17 protein-coding genes are annotated in these 20415 nt (G+C 67.6%); 4 read left to right on the top strand and 13 right to left on the bottom strand.

All coding sequences use genetic code 11. The annotated features are described in order from the left end of the window. Nucleotides 1-17 precede the first annotated feature (17 nt). From C6P61_RS14040 to C6P61_RS14000, 9 genes are all read right to left on the bottom strand, one after another. Nucleotides 18-1016 carry a glucokinase gene (locus C6P61_RS14040; RefSeq protein ID WP_105730555.1) on the bottom strand — a complete coding sequence of 333 codons (999 nt, stop codon included), beginning with the start codon at nucleotides 1014-1016 and terminating at the stop codon, nucleotides 18-20. Between the two features lie 27 nt (nucleotides 1017-1043). Continuing rightward, nucleotides 1044-2411 carry an MATE family efflux transporter gene (locus C6P61_RS14035; protein ID WP_105730554.1) on the bottom strand — a complete coding sequence of 456 codons (1368 nt, stop codon included), beginning with the start codon at nucleotides 2409-2411 and terminating at the stop codon, nucleotides 1044-1046. A 134-nt stretch (nucleotides 2412-2545) separates the two neighbouring features. After that, nucleotides 2546-3682: an ABC transporter ATP-binding protein gene (locus C6P61_RS14030; RefSeq protein ID WP_105730553.1), complete on the bottom strand. Its 1137-nt coding sequence runs from the start codon at nucleotides 3680-3682 to the stop codon at nucleotides 2546-2548. Nucleotides 3683-3705: 23 nt separating this feature from the next. Then, nucleotides 3706-5340 carry an alpha-glucosidase family protein gene (locus C6P61_RS14025; protein ID WP_105730552.1) on the bottom strand — a complete coding sequence of 545 codons (1635 nt, stop codon included), beginning with the start codon at nucleotides 5338-5340 and terminating at the stop codon, nucleotides 3706-3708. Between the two features lie 34 nt (nucleotides 5341-5374). Next, complete coding sequence (locus C6P61_RS14020) at nucleotides 5375-6211, bottom strand: carbohydrate ABC transporter permease (protein ID WP_105730551.1); 837 nt, start codon at nucleotides 6209-6211, stop codon at nucleotides 5375-5377. Then, the gene (locus C6P61_RS14015) at nucleotides 6211-7125 is read right to left on the bottom strand and encodes a carbohydrate ABC transporter permease (protein WP_105730550.1); all 915 of its coding nucleotides are present in this window, start codon (nucleotides 7123-7125) and stop codon (nucleotides 6211-6213) included. Before C6P61_RS14015 ends, C6P61_RS14020 begins: the two co-directional genes overlap by 1 nt. 107 nt (nucleotides 7126-7232) lie before the next feature. Continuing rightward, nucleotides 7233-8516, bottom strand: a complete 1284-nt coding sequence (locus C6P61_RS14010) for an ABC transporter substrate-binding protein (protein WP_105730549.1) — start codon at nucleotides 8514-8516, stop codon at nucleotides 7233-7235. A 330-nt stretch (nucleotides 8517-8846) separates the two neighbouring features. Beyond that, entirely contained in the window at nucleotides 8847-9977 is a 1131-nt protein-coding gene (locus tag C6P61_RS14005; protein ID WP_105730548.1) for a Gfo/Idh/MocA family protein, read from the bottom strand. Next, entirely contained in the window at nucleotides 9974-10783 is an 810-nt protein-coding gene (locus C6P61_RS14000; protein WP_105730547.1) for a ThuA domain-containing protein, read from the bottom strand. Before C6P61_RS14000 ends, C6P61_RS14005 begins: the two co-directional genes overlap by 4 nt. Nucleotides 10784-10900: 117 nt before the next feature. On the opposite strand from C6P61_RS14000, the gene C6P61_RS13995 reads away from it, so the two are divergent. From C6P61_RS13995 to C6P61_RS13985, 3 genes are all read left to right on the top strand, one after another. Next, nucleotides 10901-11881: a helix-turn-helix transcriptional regulator gene (locus tag C6P61_RS13995; RefSeq protein WP_105730546.1), complete on the top strand. Its 981-nt coding sequence runs from the start codon at nucleotides 10901-10903 to the stop codon at nucleotides 11879-11881. 199 nt (nucleotides 11882-12080) lie between these two features. Continuing rightward, on the top strand, nucleotides 12081-12929 hold the full coding sequence (locus C6P61_RS13990; protein ID WP_105730545.1) for a MurR/RpiR family transcriptional regulator: 849 nt from the start codon (nucleotides 12081-12083) through the stop codon (nucleotides 12927-12929). Nucleotides 12930-13118: 189 nt separating this feature from the next. After that, the gene (locus C6P61_RS13985; protein WP_170067395.1) at nucleotides 13119-14261 is read left to right on the top strand and encodes an MFS transporter; all 1143 of its coding nucleotides are present in this window, start codon (nucleotides 13119-13121) and stop codon (nucleotides 14259-14261) included. 84 nt (nucleotides 14262-14345) lie between these two features. Here C6P61_RS13985 and C6P61_RS13980 read toward each other — a convergent pair whose 3' ends face one another. The 4 genes from C6P61_RS13980 to C6P61_RS13965 all read right to left on the bottom strand — a co-directional run bounded on the left by C6P61_RS13980 (nucleotide 14346) and on the right by C6P61_RS13965 (nucleotide 18975). Then, nucleotides 14346-15437, bottom strand: coding sequence for a LacI family DNA-binding transcriptional regulator (locus C6P61_RS13980; protein ID WP_244908940.1), 1092 nt, complete (start codon nucleotides 15435-15437; stop codon nucleotides 14346-14348). Between the two features lie 146 nt (nucleotides 15438-15583). Further along, nucleotides 15584-16492 carry a carbohydrate porin gene (locus C6P61_RS13975; protein ID WP_105730543.1) on the bottom strand — a complete coding sequence of 303 codons (909 nt, stop codon included), beginning with the start codon at nucleotides 16490-16492 and terminating at the stop codon, nucleotides 15584-15586. A gap of 300 nt (nucleotides 16493-16792) precedes the next feature. Then, nucleotides 16793-18298, bottom strand: coding sequence for a sensor histidine kinase (locus tag C6P61_RS13970; protein ID WP_342352638.1), 1506 nt, complete (start codon nucleotides 18296-18298; stop codon nucleotides 16793-16795). Beyond that, on the bottom strand, nucleotides 18295-18975 hold the full coding sequence (locus tag C6P61_RS13965; protein ID WP_105730542.1) for a response regulator transcription factor: 681 nt from the start codon (nucleotides 18973-18975) through the stop codon (nucleotides 18295-18297). The genes C6P61_RS13970 and C6P61_RS13965 overlap by 4 nt, the downstream gene beginning before the upstream one ends. Before the next feature lie 175 nt (nucleotides 18976-19150). Here C6P61_RS13965 and C6P61_RS13960 point away from each other — a divergent pair, with 175 nt between their 5' ends. Further along, entirely contained in the window at nucleotides 19151-20413 is a 1263-nt protein-coding gene (locus tag C6P61_RS13960; RefSeq protein WP_105730541.1) for an ABC transporter substrate-binding protein, read from the top strand. Nucleotides 20414-20415 lie beyond the last annotated feature (2 nt).

Below are 20415 nucleotides of genomic sequence, written 5' to 3'. Positions count from 1 at the left end.
CCACTGGATCGAAAGCTTCAGTTCTGGTCGAGTGCCTTGGCCGCTCCGGCCAGGGCCGGCGACTGACTGGCGTGGATCACCCAGACCGGGATCTCGGCCAGATAGGACTGGAAGCGCCCCTTGGCCTCGAAGCGGGCCCGGAACGGCGAATGGTCGAACCACTCGCCCAGGCGCGGCACGATGCCGCCGCCAATATAGACCCCGCCCTTGGCGCCCAGGGTCAGCGCCAGGTTGCCGGCGACCGAGCCGAGCCAGGCGCACAGCATGGCCAGCGCCTCGACGCAGCGCGGCTGCTGGCCCGACAGCGCGGCCGCGCTGACCTGCGCCGCGCTCCAGCCCTCGGGCGGCAGCACACCGTCGGCCAGGCACAGGGCGCGGTGGATGTCGACCAGGCCCATGCCGCTGACCGCACGCTCGGCCGAGGCATGGCCGTAGCGCTGGGTCAGGAACTCGACCACCAGCTGCTCGCGCGGCGTCACTGGCGCCAGGCTGACATGGCCGCCCTCGCCTTGCAGCGGCACCCAGCCGCCACGGCCGTCAGGCACCAGTCCCGACACGCCCAGGCCGGTGCCGGGACCGAGCAGGCCGATCGCGGCCCCGGGCAAAGCCTGGCCGCCGCCGACCTGGTGCAGCTGGTCGGCGCCCAGGCCCGGCAGCGCCAGCGCCAGCGCCGTGAAGTCGTTGAGCAGCTCGAGCCGATCGAAGCCCAGCGCCTGGCGCAGCGCACTGATCGAGAATGACCAGTGGTGGTTCGTCATCTGGACCCGGTCGCCATGCACCGGGTTGGCGATCGCGATCGCGCAGGACTGCGGCCGGGGCCGGTCGATGCGCGCGAGGTAGATGCGAATCGCGGCCTCGATCGACACATGGTCGGCGCAAGGCAGGGTGATCGGGTCTTCGATCGGGGCGCCAGCAGCGGCCTGCCAGGCAAAGCGGGCATTGGTGCCGCCGACATCGGCCAGCAGGCGCGGGGCCAGCGCCGCGTGACCAGCGGGAGAGGCTTTTAGTTGTTCCATGTCAGAAGCAGAGAGAAAGGCAAGGGTTCAAGAGCGGTTGCCCTGGCGCAGCGCGCGCAGGGTGTTGCGGGCATAGGGCAGCCAGCCGTGGCCGCGCCAGCGCCACCACATCAGGCCGCCGCGCAGGCATTCGTCGGCGACATAGGCCAGCCAGATCCCCGGCAGGCCGAAGCTGCGCCCGAGCAGGTAGGAGCCCAGCCCAAGCACCAACAGCTGCGACGGGATGCCGCTGAGCAGCGGAAAATGGATGTCGCCGCTGGCGCGCAGCGCGCCGGGCACGACCAGGTTCAGCACCCGGCCGATCTCGAGCAGGACCGACAGCCAGAGCAGGGTCTGGGCCGCCGCGATGATGACCGGGTCGCGCGTGAAGATGCGCATCAGCCAGGGTGCGGCCAGCGCGGCCAGCAAGGCGATGCAGCCCGAGGCCAGCATGCCGTTGCGCACCCCCTTCCTGACCATGGCATCGGCCGCGCGCAGCGAACCCGAGCCGACCAGGCGCCCGACCATGATCTCGCAGGCCCAGCCGATCGCCATGCTGATGATCAGCACATACTTGAGCGTCTGCAGCACATAGGAATGGGTCGCCAGCGCGGCCACGCCGAGCCGGGCCACCGCCGACAGCGAGATCATGAAGCCGATCCGGTACACCATCTCGGAGGCCGCGCCCGGCAGGCCGATGCGCAGCACCGGCCCGAGCAGGTCGCGCGGCACCTGCCACCAGTCGCGCGCCAGCGGGCGGATCTGCATCCGGCTGCGCCACATCCACAGGTGCAGCGCCAGGCCCAGGCTGCGGCTGATGAACCAGGCCAGCGCATAGCCGTTCAGGCCCAGGCCGTCCCAGTCGCCCCAGCCGCGCATCAACGGTACCGCCAGCAGCAGATGGCTGCCATGCATCGCGACCATGATCAGCAGCGATTCGCGCGCGTGCAGGTGGGCGCGCAGCACCGCGGCCATGCTCAGGTTGCAGGCTTCGAGCACCATCGAAGGTGCCAGCAGCAGCATGTAGAGCGTGGCCATCGGCCAGAGCTCGTCGGGCGCGTTGAGCATGTCCAGCGTCAAGTTGCCGCCCAACAGCAGCCACAGCGCCACCAGCACGCCGGCCCAGCTGCTGGCGCCCAGCGCCATGCGGGCGATCCGGTTGGCCTGCTCCAGGTCGCCGCTGCCCAGGCGCTGCGTGACCACCACACCCAGGCCGATCGCCAGCACGCGAAACACCACGAACAGGGTTTCCAGCACCTGCTGCACCAGGCCGAAGGAGCCGGCGGCAGCGTCCGAGCTGTGCGAGGCCAGATAGAGGCCGGCCAGCGCCACGCTCATGCCCAGGATGAACTCGCCGACGATCGGAACCGCGACCTTGTTCAGACTGGGGCGAGCGGGAGTGGGGGTCTGGTGCACGCGGTGGCCCTATCAAAAACAGCAATTGTTACTGGATTTCCTGCGGGCATCCGGGCCACGGAGTTTCGTAACCCGAACGATGAGGCCCGCAGGCGCCGGTCAGCGCCGCCGGCAGATCAGCGCCGGCCCGGACTTCACTGCGGCAGCTCCAGCCTGCGCTCGCAGGCCATGCCGTCGGCGTCGAACAGGTGGATCAGGTCGGCCGGCAGCTCCAGCTGGATCGCCTGGCCGACCTGCTCGCGCGCGGTGCCGTCAACCCGCACCGTGATGACCGGCAGGCCCTGGCCCAGCTCGACGTAGAGCAGCGAGGCTTCGCCCAGCTTCTCGATATGGCTGACCTGGCCCGGCAGGCTGTTAGGCGTGCCGGGTGCCACCAGACGCATGTCCTCGGGCCGGCAGCCCAGGCTCAAGGCACCGCCCTGGGCAATGCGCTGGGCATCGACGGTCGCGCTGAGCGTCTGGCCCGCGACCTGCACCTGGGCCGAGTTCGGTGCGCTGGCGAGCAGGAAGCCCGGCAGCACGTTCATCTTGGGCGAGCCGATGAACTCGGCCACGAACAGGCTGGCCGGACGGTGGTAGAGCGTCATCGGCGAGCCGACCTGGGCGATCGAGCCATGCTTGGCAATGCGCTCGCCGGTGTTGAGCAGCACGATCTTGTCGGCCAGCGTCATCGCCTCGACCTGGTCGTGCGTGACGTAGATCATGCTGGCGCTGCCGATGCGCTTGTGCAGGCGGGCGATCTCGAGTCTTGTCTGCACCCGCAGCGCGGCGTCGAGGTTGGACAGCGGCTCGTCGAACAGGAACACGCGCGGCTCCTTGACGATGGCGCGGCCGATCGCAACGCGCTGGCGCTGGCCACCCGACAGCGCCTTGGGCAGGCGGTCGAGCAGATGGGTCAGCTGCAGCATCTCGGCGGCCTGGTTGACCTGGGCCTCGATCCGGGCCTTGTTCGAGCCGAGCACCTTGAGGCCGAAGGCCATGTTCTCGCGCACCGTCATGTGCGGGTAGAGCGCGTAGCTCTGGAACACCATGGCCACGCCACGGCGCGCCGGCGGCAGGTCGTTGACGCGCTCGCCGCTGATCAGCATGTCACCGCTGGAGATGTCCTCCAGGCCCGCGACCATGCGCAGCAGGGTCGACTTGCCGCAGCCCGACGGGCCGACGAAGACGCAGAACTCGCCGGCCTCGATCGTCAGGTTGGCGTTGTTGATGGTCAGCGGGGCCTGAGGCGAGTAGCGCTTGCAGACATCGCGAAATTCGATCTTGGACATGGTGGTTTTCCTTGCAGGCGAGGTCAGAGCGTGGCGAACAGGCCGCCCCAGGGTTCGAGTTCGACATGGCCGCCTTGCAGGCGCGCCCCTGCCAGCCCGCTGCCGGGCAGCGGCTGCGCCTGGGCCCAGCCCTCGGGCAGCGCCCATTGCAGGGCCTGGTCGCTGAAGTTGAACACGCACAGCACGCGCTGGCCGTCTTGCTCGCGGACATAGGCCAGTACCTGCTCGTGCGCCGGCAGCAGTGTCATGCCGCCTTGCAGCAGCGCCGGCTGCTGGCGCCGCCAGTGCAGCAGCTGGGTGTAGTACTCGAGCTGGCTGGCCGCCACGCCGGCTTGCTGCTCGACCGCCAGCGGCAGATGCGCCGGCGACACCGGCAGCCAGGGCTTGGCGGGACCGAAGCCGGCATGGGCCTGCGCGCCATCCCAGGGCATCGGCGTGCGGCAGCCGTCGCGGCCCTTGAACTTGGGCCACATCGTGAGGCCGAACGGGTCCTGCAGGTCCTCGTAGGCGATCTCGGCCTCGGGCAGGCCGAGCTCGTCGCCCTGGTAGATGCAGGGCGAGCCGCGCAGGCTCATCTGCAGCGCAGCGGCCAGCCGCAGCAGGCGCGGGTCCGGGTTCGGGCCGCCCCAGCGCGTGGCCAGGCGCACGCAGTCGTGGTTGGACAGGGCCCAGCAAGGCCAGCCGTCGCCCACGATGTCGAGGAAGCGCGAAAACAGCGCATGCAGGAAGGTCGCGCTCTTCTGGCTGCCGAGCAGGTCGAAGCAATAGGCCATGTGCAGCTTGTCGCCGCCGCTGGTGTACTGCGCCATGCGGCCCAGGCCGTCGTCGTCGCCGATCTCGCCCACCATGGTGGTGTCCGGGTACTCGTCGAGCAAGGCGCGCAGGCGCTGCAGGAACACCAGGTTCTCGGGCTGGCTCTTGTCGAACTGGTGCCACTGCCAGCCGTAGGGGTTGACCTTGTCGACCGCCGGGTCCTCGCCCTGCGGCATGCCGCGCGGCGGGTTGCTGCGCAGCTCGCGGTCGTGGAAATAGAAATTGGCGGTGTCGAGCCGGTAGCCGTCGACGCCAAGATCGAGCCAGAAGCACACATCGTCCAGGATCGCCTGCTGGACCGCCGGATTATGAAAATTCAGGTCCGGCTGGCTGGTCAGGAAGTTGTGCATGTAGTACTGCAACCGTCCCGTGTCCCACTGCCAGGCGCTGCCGCCGAAGATGCTGAGCCAGTTGTTGGGCGGGTTGCCGTCGTCCTTGGCATCGGCCCAGACATACCAGTCGGCCTTGGCGTTGTCGCGGCTGGCGCGGCTCTCGACGAACCAGGGGTGCTGGTCCGAGGTATGGGACAGCACCTGGTCGATCATCACCTTCAGGCCCAGCTCGTGGGCGCGCGCCACCAGCGCACGGAAGTCATCCAGGCTGCCGAACATCGGATCGACATCGCGGTAGTCGCTGACGTCATAGCCGAAGTCCTTCATCGGGCTCTTGAAGAAGGGCGACAGCCAGATGCCGTCGGCGCCCAGGCCGGCAATGTAGTCCAGCCGCGCGGTGATGCCCGGCAGGTCGCCAATGCCGTCGCCATTGCTGTCCTGGTAGCTGCGCGGGTAGATCTGATAGATGACGCCGCCGCGCCACCAGCCGTTGTTCGGTGCTTTGTTGCTCATGGGAATCGGTAATTGGATTGGGTAAGTGGAGGATTCAGCCCTTGATCGCGCCGGCCGTCAGGCCCGAGACGATCTTCTTCTGGAACACCAGCACCAGCGCCACCAGCGGCACGGTCACGATGACCGAGGCGGCCATGATCGAGCCCCAGGGGATCTCGTAGGCGGTGGCGCCGGAGATCATCGAGATGCCGACCGGAACCGTGCGGTTGAAGTCATCGCTGACGAAGGTCAGCGCGAACATGAACTCGTTCCAGGCGCCGATGAAGGCCAGCAGACCGGTCGAGACCAGCGCCGGCGCCAGCAGCGGCATGAAGACCTGGAAGATGATGCGCAGCGGGCCGCAGCCGTCCATGATCGCGGCCTCCTCCAGCTCCTTGGGCAGCTGGCGCATGAAGGTGGTCAACATCCAGACCGTGAACGGCAGCGTGAACACGGTGTAGGGCACGACCAGGCCCAGGGTGCGGTTGTAGAGGCCCAGCGCCTGCATCAGCTCGAACATGCCCGACAGCACCGCCACCTGCGGGAACATCGAGACCGCCAGGATCGCCAGCAGCAGCAGGCCCTTGCCTTTGAACGCGATGCGGCCCAACGCATAGGAGGCGGTCACAGCCATCAGCATCGACAGCACCACCGTGGTGGTGGCCACCATGACGGAGTTGCCGAGCTGGGTGCCGAACGGCTGCTTGCCCTGGAACAGCGTGACGTAGTTGTGCAGCGTCGGGTTCGTAGGCAGCAGGCTGGTGCTGAACAGTGCGGTGCCGGTCTTGAGCGAAGTCGTGACGGTGTAGAGGAAGGGGTAGACCGAGACGATCACCACCAGGGCAGCGCAGAGATAGAGCAGCACACTGCCCCACAGAGGACGTTGGTTCATCAGTTGGACTCCTCGTTGAAGCGCACGCGGGCGGCCTTCATGAACAGGACGGCGGTCACGAAAATGATCACCGTCAGCGATGTGGCCGCGGCCGAGCCGGTGCCCAGGTTGCCGTTGTCGATCATGTCGCGGCGCACGAAGCCCGACATGCTGATGGTGCTAGAGCTGTTGGAGGTCAGCACGAAGATCAGGTCGAACACGCGCAGCGCATCGAGCAGGCGGAACACCACCGCCACCAGCAGCGGATAGCGGATCAGCGGCAGCGTGACCTTCCAGAACACGCGCAGCGGGTGGATGCCGTCGACCCGGGCCGCCTCGTAGCAGTCCTTGGGCAGGGTCTGCAGCGCAGCCAGGATCAGCAGCGCCATGAAAGGGACGGTCTTCCAGACATCGACCCCGACCACGGTCCACAGGGCGTAGGCCGGGTCGGCGGTGAAGGCGATCTTGGACGAGATCAGGCCGGCGTCGAGCAGCAGCTGGTTGATCAGGCCGAACTGGTCATGCAGGATCCAGCCCCACATCTTGGCCGACACGATGGTCGGGATCGCCCACGGCACCAGCACCGCGGTACGGACCCAGGCCCGGCCCTTGAACTCCTGGTTCAGCAGCATCGCCACCGCCAGGCCCAGCAGGGTTTCGAGCAGCACCGAAACCAGCGAGAACTGGAAGGTGTTCTTGATCGAGATGCCCCAGTCGGTATCCCAGAATTCCCTGGAGAGGATAGACGGACCGAACAGACCCCAGCCCGAGAAGTAGTTGTCGAACCCCACATAGCTGTATTCAGCGATGTTGTTGATATTGGTGTCGGTGAAGCTGAACCAGACCGAGCGCAACAGGGGCCAGCCGGCCACGACGGCCATCAGGATCAGCATCGGCGCCAGGAAGGTCCAGGCGACTTGTGTTCTGTTTTTCATGAGGAACTCCCGCGAGGCCTGCAATAACGAGGGGGGCTGCCCTAGCCCGGCAGCACCCCCGACGATGGCGCACACCTGGACTCAGGTGCGCGCCATCACTCAGCCCATCACCAGGCGGCCTTCTTGACCTGCTTGAGCTTGGTCTCGAGCTTCTTGACCGCGTCGGCGCCCTTGGACTTGCCCGACAGCACGTCGTGGCTGGCGTCCCAGAAGGCCTGCGAGACCTCGGGGTACTTGAGGCCGGTCGCGGTGGCCGGACGGGCCGCGGCGTTGGTGAACACGTCGAGCAGCTCGACCATGAACGGGTTGGCCTTGGCCACGTCGGCGTCCTTGTAGAGCGACATGACGGTCGGGTTGTAGGAGCCGCCGACGGCGCGCTTCTTCTGGATTTCAGCGCTGGTCATGTAGAGCGCCAGCGAAGCGGCGGCATCCACGTTCTTCGAGTACTTGTTGACCGCCAGCTGCCAGCCGCCCAGGGTGGCGGCCTTCTTGGCGCCCGGTCCGGTGCCGGCCGGCAGCGCTGCCACGCCGATCTTGCCCTTGATCGGGCTGTCGGCGGCCTGGCCCAGCGACCAGGCGTAAGGCCAGTTGCGCATGAAGGCGGCATTGCCGTTCTGCCAGACGCCGCGGGCGTCTTCCTCGCCGTAGTTCAGCACGCCCTGAGGTGCGATGGTGCCGATCCAGGAAGCGGCGGTATCGAGCGCCTTGGCCGCTTGCGCGTTGTTGATCGTGATGTTGCCCTTGGCATCGACGATGGTGCCGCCGCCGTAGCTGTAGACCCATTCCAGCGCGTCGCAGCTCAGGCCTTCATAGGCCTTGGCCTGGAACACGAAGCCCTGGAAGTCCTTGTTGCCGGCAGCGCGCTCGCCGTCCTGCACCTTCTTGGCCGCGGCCGACAGCTCGTCCCAGGTCTGGGGCGCCTTGACGCCGTATTTCTCCAGCAGGTCCTTGCGGTAGAACATCAGGCCGGCGTCGGTGAACCAGGGCATGCCCAGCAGCTTGCCGTCGACGGTGTTGTTGGCGACGATGGCCGGGAAATGGTCCTTCTCGACGCCCTTGGAATAGGGCTTGAGGTCGACCAGGTGATCCTTGATCACACCCGGCCAGACCACGTCGATCATCAGCACGTCGATGTCGCCCGACTTGGCGGCGAACTGCTGGCGCAGCAGGGCCAGCTGGTCGGTCGAGCTCGCCGGCGGGGTGTACATCTTGACGGTGTGGCCGTTCTTCTTGCCCCAGTCTTCGGCAAACTTGCCACAGAACTCGACGTCGGCGGCGTTGTTGCCGCACGAGATGGTGATGGTGGCGGCCTGGGCGCCAACGCTCAGCAACGGAGCTGCCACGGCGGCCAATGCCGCCTTGGCTACAGTGGAACGGAAGGAGATTGTCATGCTTGCCTCTGTAAGTTGGAGTTTTCTTGGCCGTCAGCGTTTGCTGGAGCACAGCGTTGACAGCCAGGCTATTGCACCATTCATGCAAAGGTTTGCGTAACCGGGTTTACCCTAAAAACATCAAGTTGTAACCTTGAGGTAACCCGTTTTTGCGCCAAGCACCGCCGGCCTGAATTGGAATTCATGCAAACGTTTGCATCAGAAGGCGGATTTCGGCACAAGAATCCCGCACGGGCCGACCTTGGCGGGTCCGTCCGGCGCGCTCCGGGCCCGCCAGTGCGCAGCCCGCCCAGGCCAGCGCCGCAGCGCCAGTCTGGCAGGCTGCCGCACTCACTGGGCGCCGATCCTGACCGGCGCGCCGCTGCGCGCGCTGGCGTAGATGGCGTCGAGGATCTCCATCACGATCAGGCCCTGGGCGCCATCGGCGTCATGCGGGCGATCAGTCAGGATCGCCTGCGCGTAGTGGTGCATCGCCGAGCAGGCCGGCTGCTGCGGGGCATGCAGGTGCAGGTCGACTGCGGCGCCATGCTGCTCGGTGAAGATGTCGGCCGAGAAGGTATAGCCCTCGTCGAGGTTCTTCTGCAGCAGGCCGGCACGGGTGCCGAGCAGGCGGGTCTCCATCAGCTCGGCCTCGCGGATGTTGGCGGCCCAGGAGGCTTCGAGCACCAGCGTGGCGCCGTTGCGGAATCGGATGAAACCGGCAGCCAGGTCCTCGACATCGAAGGCCTTGCCCGAGGCCGCCGCCAGCGGAGCGGCGATCGGGTCGTAGGTATTGCCCAGCACCCACTCGGGCTCGGGGTAGCCCATCAGCCACAGCGCCAGGTCGAGCCGGTGCACGCCGAGGTCGATCAGCGGGCCGCCGCCGGCGAGCTCGCGCTGGCCGAACCAACCGCCAAAGCCCGGCATGCCGCGGCGGCGGTGCCAGACGCTGCGGCCGAAGTAGAAGTCGCCGAACACGCCGGCATCGACCTGGGCTTTGAGGCCCTGCGACTGGGCGCTGAAGCGGTACGAGAAGTTGATCATCAGTCGCTTGCCGGCGGCCTGGGCCGCGGCCACCATCTCGCGCCCCTCGGCGGCCGACATCGCCATCGGCTTTTCGCACAGCACATGGCAGCCGGCGGCCAGCGCGGCCAGCGTCAGCTCCTGGTGGAACTTGTTGGGCGTGCAGATGCTGACCGCATCGACCGACTCGGCGGCCAGCAGGCTCGCGAGGTCGGGGTAGCGGCGCTCGATGCCGAACTGCTGGCCGACTTGCTGCAGGCGCAGCGGATCGGGGTCGGCGATCGCGACCACCTCGACCTGTGGGTGCTGGCGCCAGCCTTCGATGTGCATGCGGCCGATGCCCAGGCCAATCACGGCCACCCGCAGTCGGCGACCACCCTCCCCGCCTGCCACGTCGGCCTCGATGCCAAGGGACGACGACACGCCGCTGGCAGCGGCCTGGGCCTGGTAGTCGCTCATTTCAGGTCCTCCGCGCCTTGCAGGATGCCGACCTTGGCGAACTGCATGTCCCGGGCCTTGATCGGTTCGAGCGCCGGTGCGTTCGGGCATTGATCGACGATCTGCACCCGGGGCGCGGCCCATTGCACCGCATTGGCCAGCACCTGCTGGATGTTGGCGTCATGGTAGGTCGGATAGGCCTCGTGGCCGGGCCGGAAATAGAAGATGCGACCGTGGCCACGCTGCCAGCAGCAACCCGAGCGGAACACCTCGCCGCCCTCGAACCAGGACAGCAACACCAGCTCATCGGGTGCCGGGATGTCGAAGCGCTCGCCGTACATCTCCTCGTAGGGCAGCTCGAAATACTCCGGCAGGCCGGCGGCGATCGGATGGCTGGGCTCGACCACCCACAGCCGTTCCTTCTCGTCGGCCTCGCGCCACTTGAGCGAGCAGTTGGTACCCAGCAGGCGGCGGAAGATCTTCGAGAAATGGCCCGAGTGCAGCACGATCAGGCCCATGCCCTCGAGCACGCGGCGCTGGATCAGCTCGACCGTGGCGTCGCTGACGGCGTCATGCGCCTTGTGGCCCCACCAGATCAGCACGTCGCAGCCCTCGAGCCGCTCGGCGCTCAGGCCGTGGTCGGGCTCGTCGAGCGTGGCGGTCTCGACTTGCAACGGCAGCGCGGCGCGGCTGCGCGCCGGCGTCGCTTCCAGGCCGGCGGCAATCGTGTGGTGCATGCCTTGCGGATAGACGGCGCGGATGGCCTCGTTCTCGCGTTCATGTCGGTATTCGTTCCAGACAATGACAGAAATCTTGTCTTGCTGCATTTTTCCAGGTCTCCGTAGAATCAAGGGATGGACTCGCCATGGCTGGCAGGCCTGAGCCAATCGTAGGCAGCAGCGCCCGCAGCAGCAAGCAGGATCGTGAGCAATATTCCGCAAACCATGTCAAAAAACCCGACTGACAATCTGGCCGATCCGGCACTGGCACGGGAGCTGCGCCAGGCCCTGTCGGCCGCGTTGCTGGCGCTGGCGCGCGGCGACAGCGCGCTGCTGCGCCCGCCGACCCAGCCCGGCTGGCAAGCTGGCGCGCAAGGGCATTACCACAGCGCGCCCGAGCTGTTCCTGCAGCTGTCGGGCTGGACCCAGTTCACTTTCCCCCAGGGCGGCTGCCGGCTGCAGGCGGGTCAGGCCTTGCTGTTGCCGCCGCATCTGCAGCATGCCGAGACGGTCGGGGCCGATGCGCCAGGTGCTGGTGGTGCTGGCGGCGAGTTTCGTAACCTGCTGGTCTATGCCGAAGGCACGGCGCTCAGCGTGCACCTGGCCAACGAAGTGCAACCCGGCCAGCCCGGCATCCTGCACCTGGAAGTGCGCCAGCTGCCGGTGGTGGCCCAGATGGCGCAGCAGCTGCTTGCCGCCAGCCAGCGCCAGGGCGAAGGCGACAGCGCAGGGTGCAGCACAGGCCATGGCGAGAGTGACGGCACCCTCGACGACTGGCGCGCGCGCGGCCTGGTCAGCGCCACCCTGGCCCAGGCGCTGCAGCTGCTCGAGCAGCCCCCGAGCGAGCAGCAAGACGAACCCGCCGCCGTGGCCCGGACCCGGCTGCTGGTCAAGAACCAGCTCGGCGACCCCGAACTCAGCGTGCGCGGCCTGGCGCAGCAGGCCGCCTGCAGCGCCGACTACCTGTCACACCTGTTCCATCGCCACAGCGGCGAGACCCTGGTCGGCTACATCACCCGCCTGCGCATGGAGCGCGCGCTGCAGCTGCTGGCCAGCTCCCGGATGGCGGTCAAGGAGGTGGCCTGGGCCTGCGGCTACAACAGCCCGGGCTACTTCATCCAGACCTTTCGCCGCCTGCAAGGCCAGACCCCGAGCACCTGGCGCCAGAGCGCCGCCGGCAGGCTGGGCGCGACAGGGCCGGATTGATGGAATATTGTTTCATCAACCCCGCCCGCAATCCGTTCCGGCAGTTACCAAGTCTGGCTGACAGATCGCATATAGCCAGTGAAAAGCGGCTAAAAACGGCTTGCAAGGCTTGGCTTCAGGGTTTCCCCGGGGTCAAATGAATCGTTTCGAGTCTGTAACTTGATTACACTATCGAGACATCACCTCATCAGGAGTTTCCATGCTCGACCGAATCCAGGCCTCGCTCTCGGCCCTGCCGCCCGCGGAACAGCGCGTGGGCAAACTCGTGGTCGCCGACGCGCGCAAGTTCGTCAACATGCCGATCAGCGAGATCGCCGACCGATCCCATGTCAGCAAGCCGACCGTGGTGCGCTTTTGCCGCAGCATGGGCTATGACGGCCTGAGCGACTTCAAGCTCAAGATGGCGGGAACGGTCAGCGAGGGGGTTCCCTTCATCCACCGCAGCGTCGATTCGGACGACAAGATCAGCGATGTACTGGTCAAGGTGATCGACAACAGCGTGGCGGCCTTCCTGCGCTATCGCAACGACGCCTCGACCCATGCGCTCGAGCGCGCCGTCACAGCGCTTGAGGCGGCCTGGAAGGAGGACCGCCGGATCGAGTTCTACGGCGTCGGCAACTCCGGCATCGTGGCGCAGGACGCGCAGCACAAGTTCTTCCGCCTCGGCGTCAACGCGATCGCCTACAGCGACGGCCACATGCAGGTCATGAGCGCCTCGCTGCGCAAGCCGGGCGATGTGGTGGTCGTGATCTCGAACTCGGGCCGCACGCGCGACCTGATGGACGCGGCCGATATCGCGCGCCGGCATGGCGCGACCGTGATCGTGCTGACCGCCAGCGGCTCGCCGCTGGCCTCGGTCGGCAACATCCACCTGGCCGCCGATCACCCGGAAAACTACGACCGCTACAGCCCGATGACCTCGCGCCTGCTGCACCTGATGATCGTCGACGTGCTGGCGACCGCGCTGGCGCTGCGCATCGGCGCCGACCAGCTGCAGCCGCTGCTCAAGGACATGAAGTCCAACCTGCACAGCCGCCGCTACGCCTGACAACCGGCCCAGCGCGGCCCGATCGACCCTTGCGGCTGCCCACCAGGCGGCCCAAATCTGCCCGGCTCTTGCCCTGCATGCCAGATGTCACTGGATTCACCACACTCGCCCGCTGCGCCCTCCGCTACCGCATCAGCCACCCCCGGCCCTGGCTCAGCGGCCCAGACTGCCTCGCCTGCCCAGTCGCTCGTGCCCGCGCTCTGGTCGATCCGGGCCCAGTTTGCCGCGCTCGGGCTGATCAGCGGAATCTGGGGCGTGCATATCCCGAGCATCAAGGCCCATTACGCGCTCGGCGAAGCGGCCCTGTCACTGGTGCTGCTGACCATGGCGCTGGGCGCCGTGCTGTCGCTGCTGGGCGCCGGGCGCGTGATCGCCCGCCTGGGCCTGCGGCGCGCCACGGTGCTGGCGGCGCTGCTGATGGGCGCCATGCTGGCGCTGGCGCTGCAATGGCCCACGCTGGGCTGGATGCTGCCATCGATGCTGCTGTTCGGCGCCGCCATGAGCCTGTTCGATGTCGCGATCAACACCGAGGGCTCGGCGCTCGAGTCGCTGGCCGGCCGGGCCGTCATGAGCAATCTGCACGGCAGCTTCAGCCTGGGCGGCATGACCGGCGCGGCGCTGGGTGCGCTGCTGCTGCGCTGGCAATGGCCGCCCGAGCTGCAACTGGCCGGCGTCGGCCTGCTGATCGCGGGCGCGGTCGGCCTGGCCTCGCGCGGCATGCTGGACCAGCATCCACCCGAAGCCGCCGCCGAGGGCGGCCATGAGGCCGAGCCGGCGCGCTTCGCCTGGCCGCGCGGCCAGCTGCTGCTGCTGGGCCTGCTGATCTTCGCCGCCATGAGCGCCGAAGGCGCGATGTACGACTGGAGCGTGCTCTACCTGACGCAGGAAGTCTTGTTGCCGCAGGACCAGGCCGCGCTGGGCTATGCGGCCTTCGCCGGCGCCATGGCCGTGGCCCGGCTGCTGGGCGACCGGCTGCGCGACCGCTACCCAGAAGCACTGCTGCTGCGCGCGGGCAGCTTGCTGACGGCAGTGGCCATGAGCCTGGTGCTGCTGACCGGACTGGCCTGGGTCGCGCTGCTGGGCTACGCCGTGATCGGTGCCGGCCTGGCGCTGTCGGCGCCGATCCTGTACAACGCCTCGACCCGGGTGCCGGGAACGACGCGGGCGGCGGCGATCGCCGCCGTGACCTCGGTCGGCTACAGCGGCTTCCTGCTCGGCCCGCCGCTGATCGGCACGCTGGCGCAGGGCTTCGGCCTGAGCTGGGCGCTCGGGGTGGTGGTGCTGGCCTCGCTGCTGCTGGCCTGGGGTGCGCGCCTGCTGCCAAGGCGCTGACAGGCCAGGCGCACAAACCCGCAGCAGGAGCCAGCTCCAGCTCTGGTTCTGGTTCTGGTTCTGGTCCTGGGTCTTGCTCTGGGCTCAGGCGCTGCTGTCGCGCACCACGAGTTCGGCCGGCAGCATCACGCTGCGGCGCGGCAGGCCCGCGATGGCCTCGAACAGCAGTTCCACCAGGGCACGACCCGCGACGGCGGTCGGCTGGCGGATGCTGGTCAGCGAGGGATGCAGGTAGGCCGACAGCGCGATGTCGTCGTAGCCGACCACCCGGACCCGATGCGGCACCTCGAGCCCGCGCTCGTTGAGGGCACCGATCAGCGAGATCGCCGCGATATCGGCGCTGGCGAAGATGGCGTCGAAGTCCAGCCCCTGGTCCAGCCACATGTCGATGACCTGCCGGATGCGCCGGTCACCAAACAGGAAGGACTGGTGCAGGCGCGGGTCGGGCGTCAGCCCGGCCTCGGCCAGCGCGCGCGCATAGCCCTGATGGCGCAGCGCCGCCTCCGGATGGCTGATGTCGCCGAAGAAGGCGATCCGGCGCGCGCCCTGCTGCAGCAGATGGCGCGTCGCCAGATAGCCGCCGGTCGCGTTGTCGCCGCCGACGACCGGATAGTAGGCGTCGGACAGACAGGCGCCCCAGACCGCCATCGGCACGCCACGGCGCGCGAGCTCGTTCAGATAGTCGTGCCAGGTCAGCTGCCCGATCACGATCAGGCCGGCCACCTGACCGCTGTCGAACATGGCCGCCATCTGCTCCTGGCGCTGCGGATTGAGCCTGGTCAGCAGCAGGCTCATGCCGCGCTCGTCGAGCGCATCGGCCACGGCACCCAGGATGTTCAGGATGAACGGGTCCGAGATCGTCTGCATGCTGTCGCCCAGGATCACGACGCCAACGGTCTGGATGTCGCGCTTGCGCAGGTTGGCCGCGCCGATATTGACCTGGTAGTTGAGCGAACGCGCGAGTTCGGTGATGCGCTGGCGCGTGGTCTCGGGGATCAGCGAGCTGCCGCTGAGCGAGCGCGAGACCGTCGACAGCGAAACCCCCGCCATGCGTGCGATATCGGCCATCTGCACCCGACGCTTGCCGGCACTGCGCGCGTCCGGCGCTGGCTTGCCAGCGGCACTGGCGGGCAAGGGATCGGCGAGCGGGATCTGCTTGGGGATTCTGGGAGACATGGTCCGATTATTCCATCTGCGTTTCAGATCGGCTCAGCGACTGCCGGGCAAAAAAAAGCCTGAAGCAAAAGCTTCAGGCCAAGTTAACCCCGAGGAATACCCACGGCTGCTGTCGTGATCGGCGACAGCAGCCGTGCTTGCGCGAATCAGAACTGGTAGTTCAGACGCACGCGCAAAGCGGTCTTGTCAGCCACGCCGTCGCCCGAAGAGACGCTGATGGCCGGCGTGATGAAGGCGCCCTTGACACCCAACAGCGGGAAGCTGTAGGCGGCGTAGACCGTGTCGACGGTGGTGGCACCGGTCTTGTCCTTGATGTAGCCGATGCCGGCCGGACCGTAGACCAGGTTGGCGCCAACCGAAGAGGCATCCAGATCGCTGCTGTTGGCGTAGTTGACGTTGACGGCAGCGTCCTTGGCCAGCATGTAGCCGGCCGACAGGCCGTAGCCGGTCTGGGTGCCAGCGCCCAGGCCCTTGTCGAACGATTCGAAACCGGCGCGCAGCGTCAGGTCACCGGTGGTGTAGCTGACGGCCGGACGCACGACCTGCTCGGCGGCACCGGAAGCCGGAGGCGTGCCGTCCTTGTAGTTGACGACACCGAGTTCGAAACGCAGGCCCGGAGCGGCGTTCAGGCCCAGCGCGCCATGGAACTGGCCGTCCTTGAAGCGGCCGCGGCCGATGTTGGCACGGTAGCCGGCACCGGTGGCCGGATCGAGCACGGTGTCCTTGGCGACCGGGAACAGGTCGAGGGCTTCGAAGCGACCGATCTTGAGGTCGACCGACGAGTTGCCGAACTGGATCCAGGCATCGTCGACCGTCGAGTCGGCGTTCAGGCCCAGCAGCAGGCTGGCACGGGCGTTGACGAAGTTGTCGCCCTGCTTGAGCAACTCGGCATTGGCGTTGACTTCGATGCGGCCGCCGGACTTGAAGCTGTCGGTGGCGGCGCTGGTGTTGGTGGTGTCACCTTCGAAGTTGGCATCGAACTTGACGTCGGCATGGGCGACTGCAGCGGCGGCACAGAGGGCGGCCACAGCGGCCAGCTTGAAAGTCTTGGACATGGTTGTCTCCAGTGAAGGGATGTTTTAGATATTGGCTATCGCCTGCTGAACACCTGGGGCTAGGCTTGGCCCTGTCTGGCAGGGCTCCCGGTGTCCGGCAGCAACGCAATTTCAACACTGGTGCAATCGCTTGCACTGAAGGGAAAACCCTAGAAAATGGCTCGTACCCATTTTGTAACGACAAAATTCATGAAAAAAACAACAAATTTCCCACGTAGTCATGAAAACGTTTGTTGCGAGCAGTAAGCCAAGGGATGTCCCGCCACCCTGGGCCGTGACGATCAGGGCGCCCACAGGCGCTCAAGCGGGCTGGGGATTGCCTGCCAGCGGCAGCAGGACCCGTACTCGCAGGCCATGAGGCAGCACCGGCTCGAGGCTGACCTGGCCACCGTGGCGCTCGACGATCTCCTTGACGATCGCCAGCCCGAGCCCGCAACCGCTGCCGGCGTCGGTCGCGCGCACGAAGCGGCCGAACACGCGCGCGCGGTCCTGCGCGGCGATGCCCGGGCCGCTGTCCTCGACGCTCAGGCAGGCCTGGGCCCCCAGACGCTGGACGCCGACCGTGACGGTGGCGCCCGCGCCGGCGTAGCGCAGCGCGTTGTCGATCAGGTTCGACAGCACCTCGCGCAGCAGCAGCGCCTCGCCCGCCACCCAGACCGGGGTCTGCGCCGCCTCGTCCATGCCCAGGTCCAGCCCGGCGCGCAGGGCGCGCGGCACCAGTTCGGCCGTCAACTGCCGCGCCAGCGCCAGCAGATCGACCGGCGGGCAGTCCTGCAGCCGCAGCGCACCGGGCTCGGCGCGGGCCAGGGTCAGCAGCTGCGACACCAGGTGGGCGCTGCGGGTGGCGCTCTCGTGCACCCGCAGCAGCCGGGCGCGCAGCTCGGGGTCGCTGGCCGACGGCAGCGTCAGCGCCAGTTCGGTCTGGCTCTTGAGCCCGGCCAGCGGCGTGCGCAGCTGATGGGCGGCGTCGCCAATGAAGCGCTTTTGCCGCTCCACGCTGTGCTGCACCTCGGCCAGCAAGGTGTTGATCGCACCGGCCAGCGACAGCAGCTCGCGCGGCGCCGAGGCCAGCTGCAGCGGCGCCAGATCGGCCGGCGCCCGGCCCTCGACCTGCTGGCGCAGCCGCTTGAGCGGCGCCAGCCCGGCCCGGATGCCAAGCCAGACGATCAGCGTCATCAGCAGGATCAGGCTCGACAGCGGCAGCAGCATGTCGACCAGGATGCGCCGCGCCAGCTCCTCGCGGTTGGCGCTGCTGCGCGCGACCTGCACCAGCAGGGTCTGGGCTTCGGGCTGCTGCTCGCCGCCCAGGCGCAGCAGCAGCGCGACCACCCGCACCGCCTGCTCGGCATCACCCGGCCCGGCCAGCGGCATGCTGCCATCGTAGAAATAGGGCTGGCCGATGCGCAAGGCCGCCCCCTGGGCCAGCGGCGGCGGCGGCAAGGCCTGGTTGCCCAGGATGAACTGGCCCGGCGGCTGGCTGACCATGTAGAGCAGCCGGTCGGCCGGATCGGCCTCGAGCACATCCTGCGCCGCCTTCGGAAAATCGATCAGCAAGCCGGAGCCGATCGGCTTGAGCTGGCGCGCCAGCGCGCGGCTGGCCTGTGACAGGCTGGCGTCGATCGCCTCGTTGGCGTAACTGGCGGCAAAGCGGTAGGCCGCCACGCCGCCCGCCAGCCAGAGCACCAGCTGGGGCAGCAGCACCCACCACAGCAGCTGGCGCGACAGGCTCAGGCTGCCGCTGCCAAGGCGACCACGACTGCGGCTGCGCCAGCCCGACAGCCGCTGGCGCCAGCGGGCCAGGCTCACAAGCCTTCCTCCTCCTCGAGCAGGTAGCCCAGGCCACGCACGGTCCGGATCACCAGCCCGCCGCCCTCGAGCTTGCGCCGCAGCCGGTGGATATAGACCTCGATCGTGTTGCCGCTGCCGGGCTCACCGCCCTCGCTGGCCCAAGCCTGGAAGATGCGCTCCTTGGTCACCACCTTGCCGCGCTGCTGCAACAGCAGTTGCAGCAGCTCCCATTCGCGCCCGCTGAGCTCGAGTGCCTCGCCGCACAGCAGCGCGCAGCGGCGCTCGGCATCGAGCACCAGCTGGCGCGAGGGTGGGGTCAGCGGCGCCAGCGCCGGCTGGGTCCGGCGCAGCAGCGCCTGCAGCCGCGCCAGCAGCTCGGGCAGGTCGAAGGGCTTGGTGACATAGTCGTCGGCGCCGGCCTGCAGCCCGGCAACGCGGTCGTCGAGCGCGTCGCGCGCCGTCAGCAGCAGCACCGGCAAGGCCGGCTGGGTCTGGCGCACATGCTGGAGCACCGCCAGCCCGTCGAGCATCGGCAGGCCGATGTCGAGCACGGCGATGTCGAAGGCCTGCTTGTGCAGCAAGTAGTCGGCCACCGCGCCGTTCGGGGCATGTTCGACCTCGTAGCCCGCGCCTTGCAGCTGCGCGGTCAGGGCGTCGGAAAGGATGGCGTCGTCTTCGGCCAGCAGCAGTTTCATGACTGAAGCTTAACGGATAGCCCCCGCAGCGAGCGGCTGCCAGCTGCTGCTTAGGGTTTTACCGCATATTAAATAACTAATGTTTGGTTAAGATTCGGCCGTTTCTTAAAGAAACATTAACGACAACAACCCATCGGAACCCGGGCCAGCCGGCCCGACTCCACAGGAGACACAGATGAAACCAGCCTTCCTCACCTCCCTCACCCGTACCGCCGTCGCGGCCATCGCCGTCTGCAGCTGCGCGGCCAGCTTCGCCGGCGAAGTCGAGGTGCTGCATTGGTGGACCGCCGGCGGCGAAGCCAAGGCGGCCTCCGCCCTCAAGGACCAGCTGCAAGCCAAGGGCCACAGCTGGAAGGACTTCGCGGTCGCTGGCGGCGGTGGCGACAACGCCATGACGGTGCTCAAGTCGCGCGTGGTCTCGGGCAACGCCCCGGCCGCGGCCCAGATCAAGGGTCCGTCGCTGCAGGAATGGGCCGCCGAAGGCGTGCTGGCCAACATCGACGACGTGGCCAAGGCCGAGCAATGGGACAAGCTGCTGCCCAAGGTGGTCAGCGACGTCATGAAGTACAAGGGCAACTACATCGCAGTGCCGGTCAACGTGCACCGCGTCAACTGGCTCTGGGCCAACCCGGAGGCGTTCAAGAAGGCCGGCGCCAAGCTGCCGACCAACTGGGACGAGTTCTTCGTCGCCGCCGAGGCGCTCAAGAAGGCCGGCGTGATCCCGGTCGCCCATGGCGGCCAGAACTGGCAGGACTTCACCACCTTCGAGAGCGTCGCGCTCGGCCTGGGCGGCACCGACTTCTACCAGAAGGCACTGGTCCAGCTCGACCCGGCTGCGCTCAACGGCCCGACCATGACCAAGGTGCTCGAGACCTTCCGCAAGGTCAAGTCCTACACCGACAAGAACGCCCCGGGCCGTGACTGGAACCTGGCGACCGCGATGGTGATCAAGGGCGAGGCCGGCATGCAGCTGATGGGCGACTGGGCCAAGGGCGAATTCGTCGCCGCCGGCAAGAAGCCGGGCAAGGACTTCGCCTGCGTCGCCGCCCCGGGCAGCGCCAAGGCCTTCACCTTCAACGTCGACTCGTTCGCGCTGTTCAAGCTCAAGAACGAAGCCAACGTCAAGGCGCAAAAGGACCTGGCCGCCGCCATCATGTCGCCGCAGTTCCAGGAGGTGTTCAACCTCAACAAGGGCTCGATCCCGGTGCGCCTGAACATGGACCTGGCCAAGTTCGATGACTGCGCCAAGTCCAGCGCGGCGACCTTCGTCGAATCGGCCAAGTCCGGCGCGCTGGTGCCGTCGGTCGCACACGGTATGGCGGTTCCGGCCGCCGCCGCCGGCGCGCTGCAGGACGCCGTCAGCCAGTTCTGGAACGACGACAAGATGAGCGTCGCCTCCGCCCAGTCCAAGATCGCTGCCGCCGCCAAGATCAAGTAAAC

Source organism: Malikia spinosa (genome assembly GCF_002980625.1).
In the GTDB taxonomy this organism is placed as follows: domain Bacteria; phylum Pseudomonadota; class Gammaproteobacteria; order Burkholderiales; family Burkholderiaceae_C; genus Malikia; species Malikia spinosa.
The sequence above is the reverse complement of the archived record's forward strand: the minus strand, read 5'-3'. Positions and strand labels throughout refer to the sequence as shown.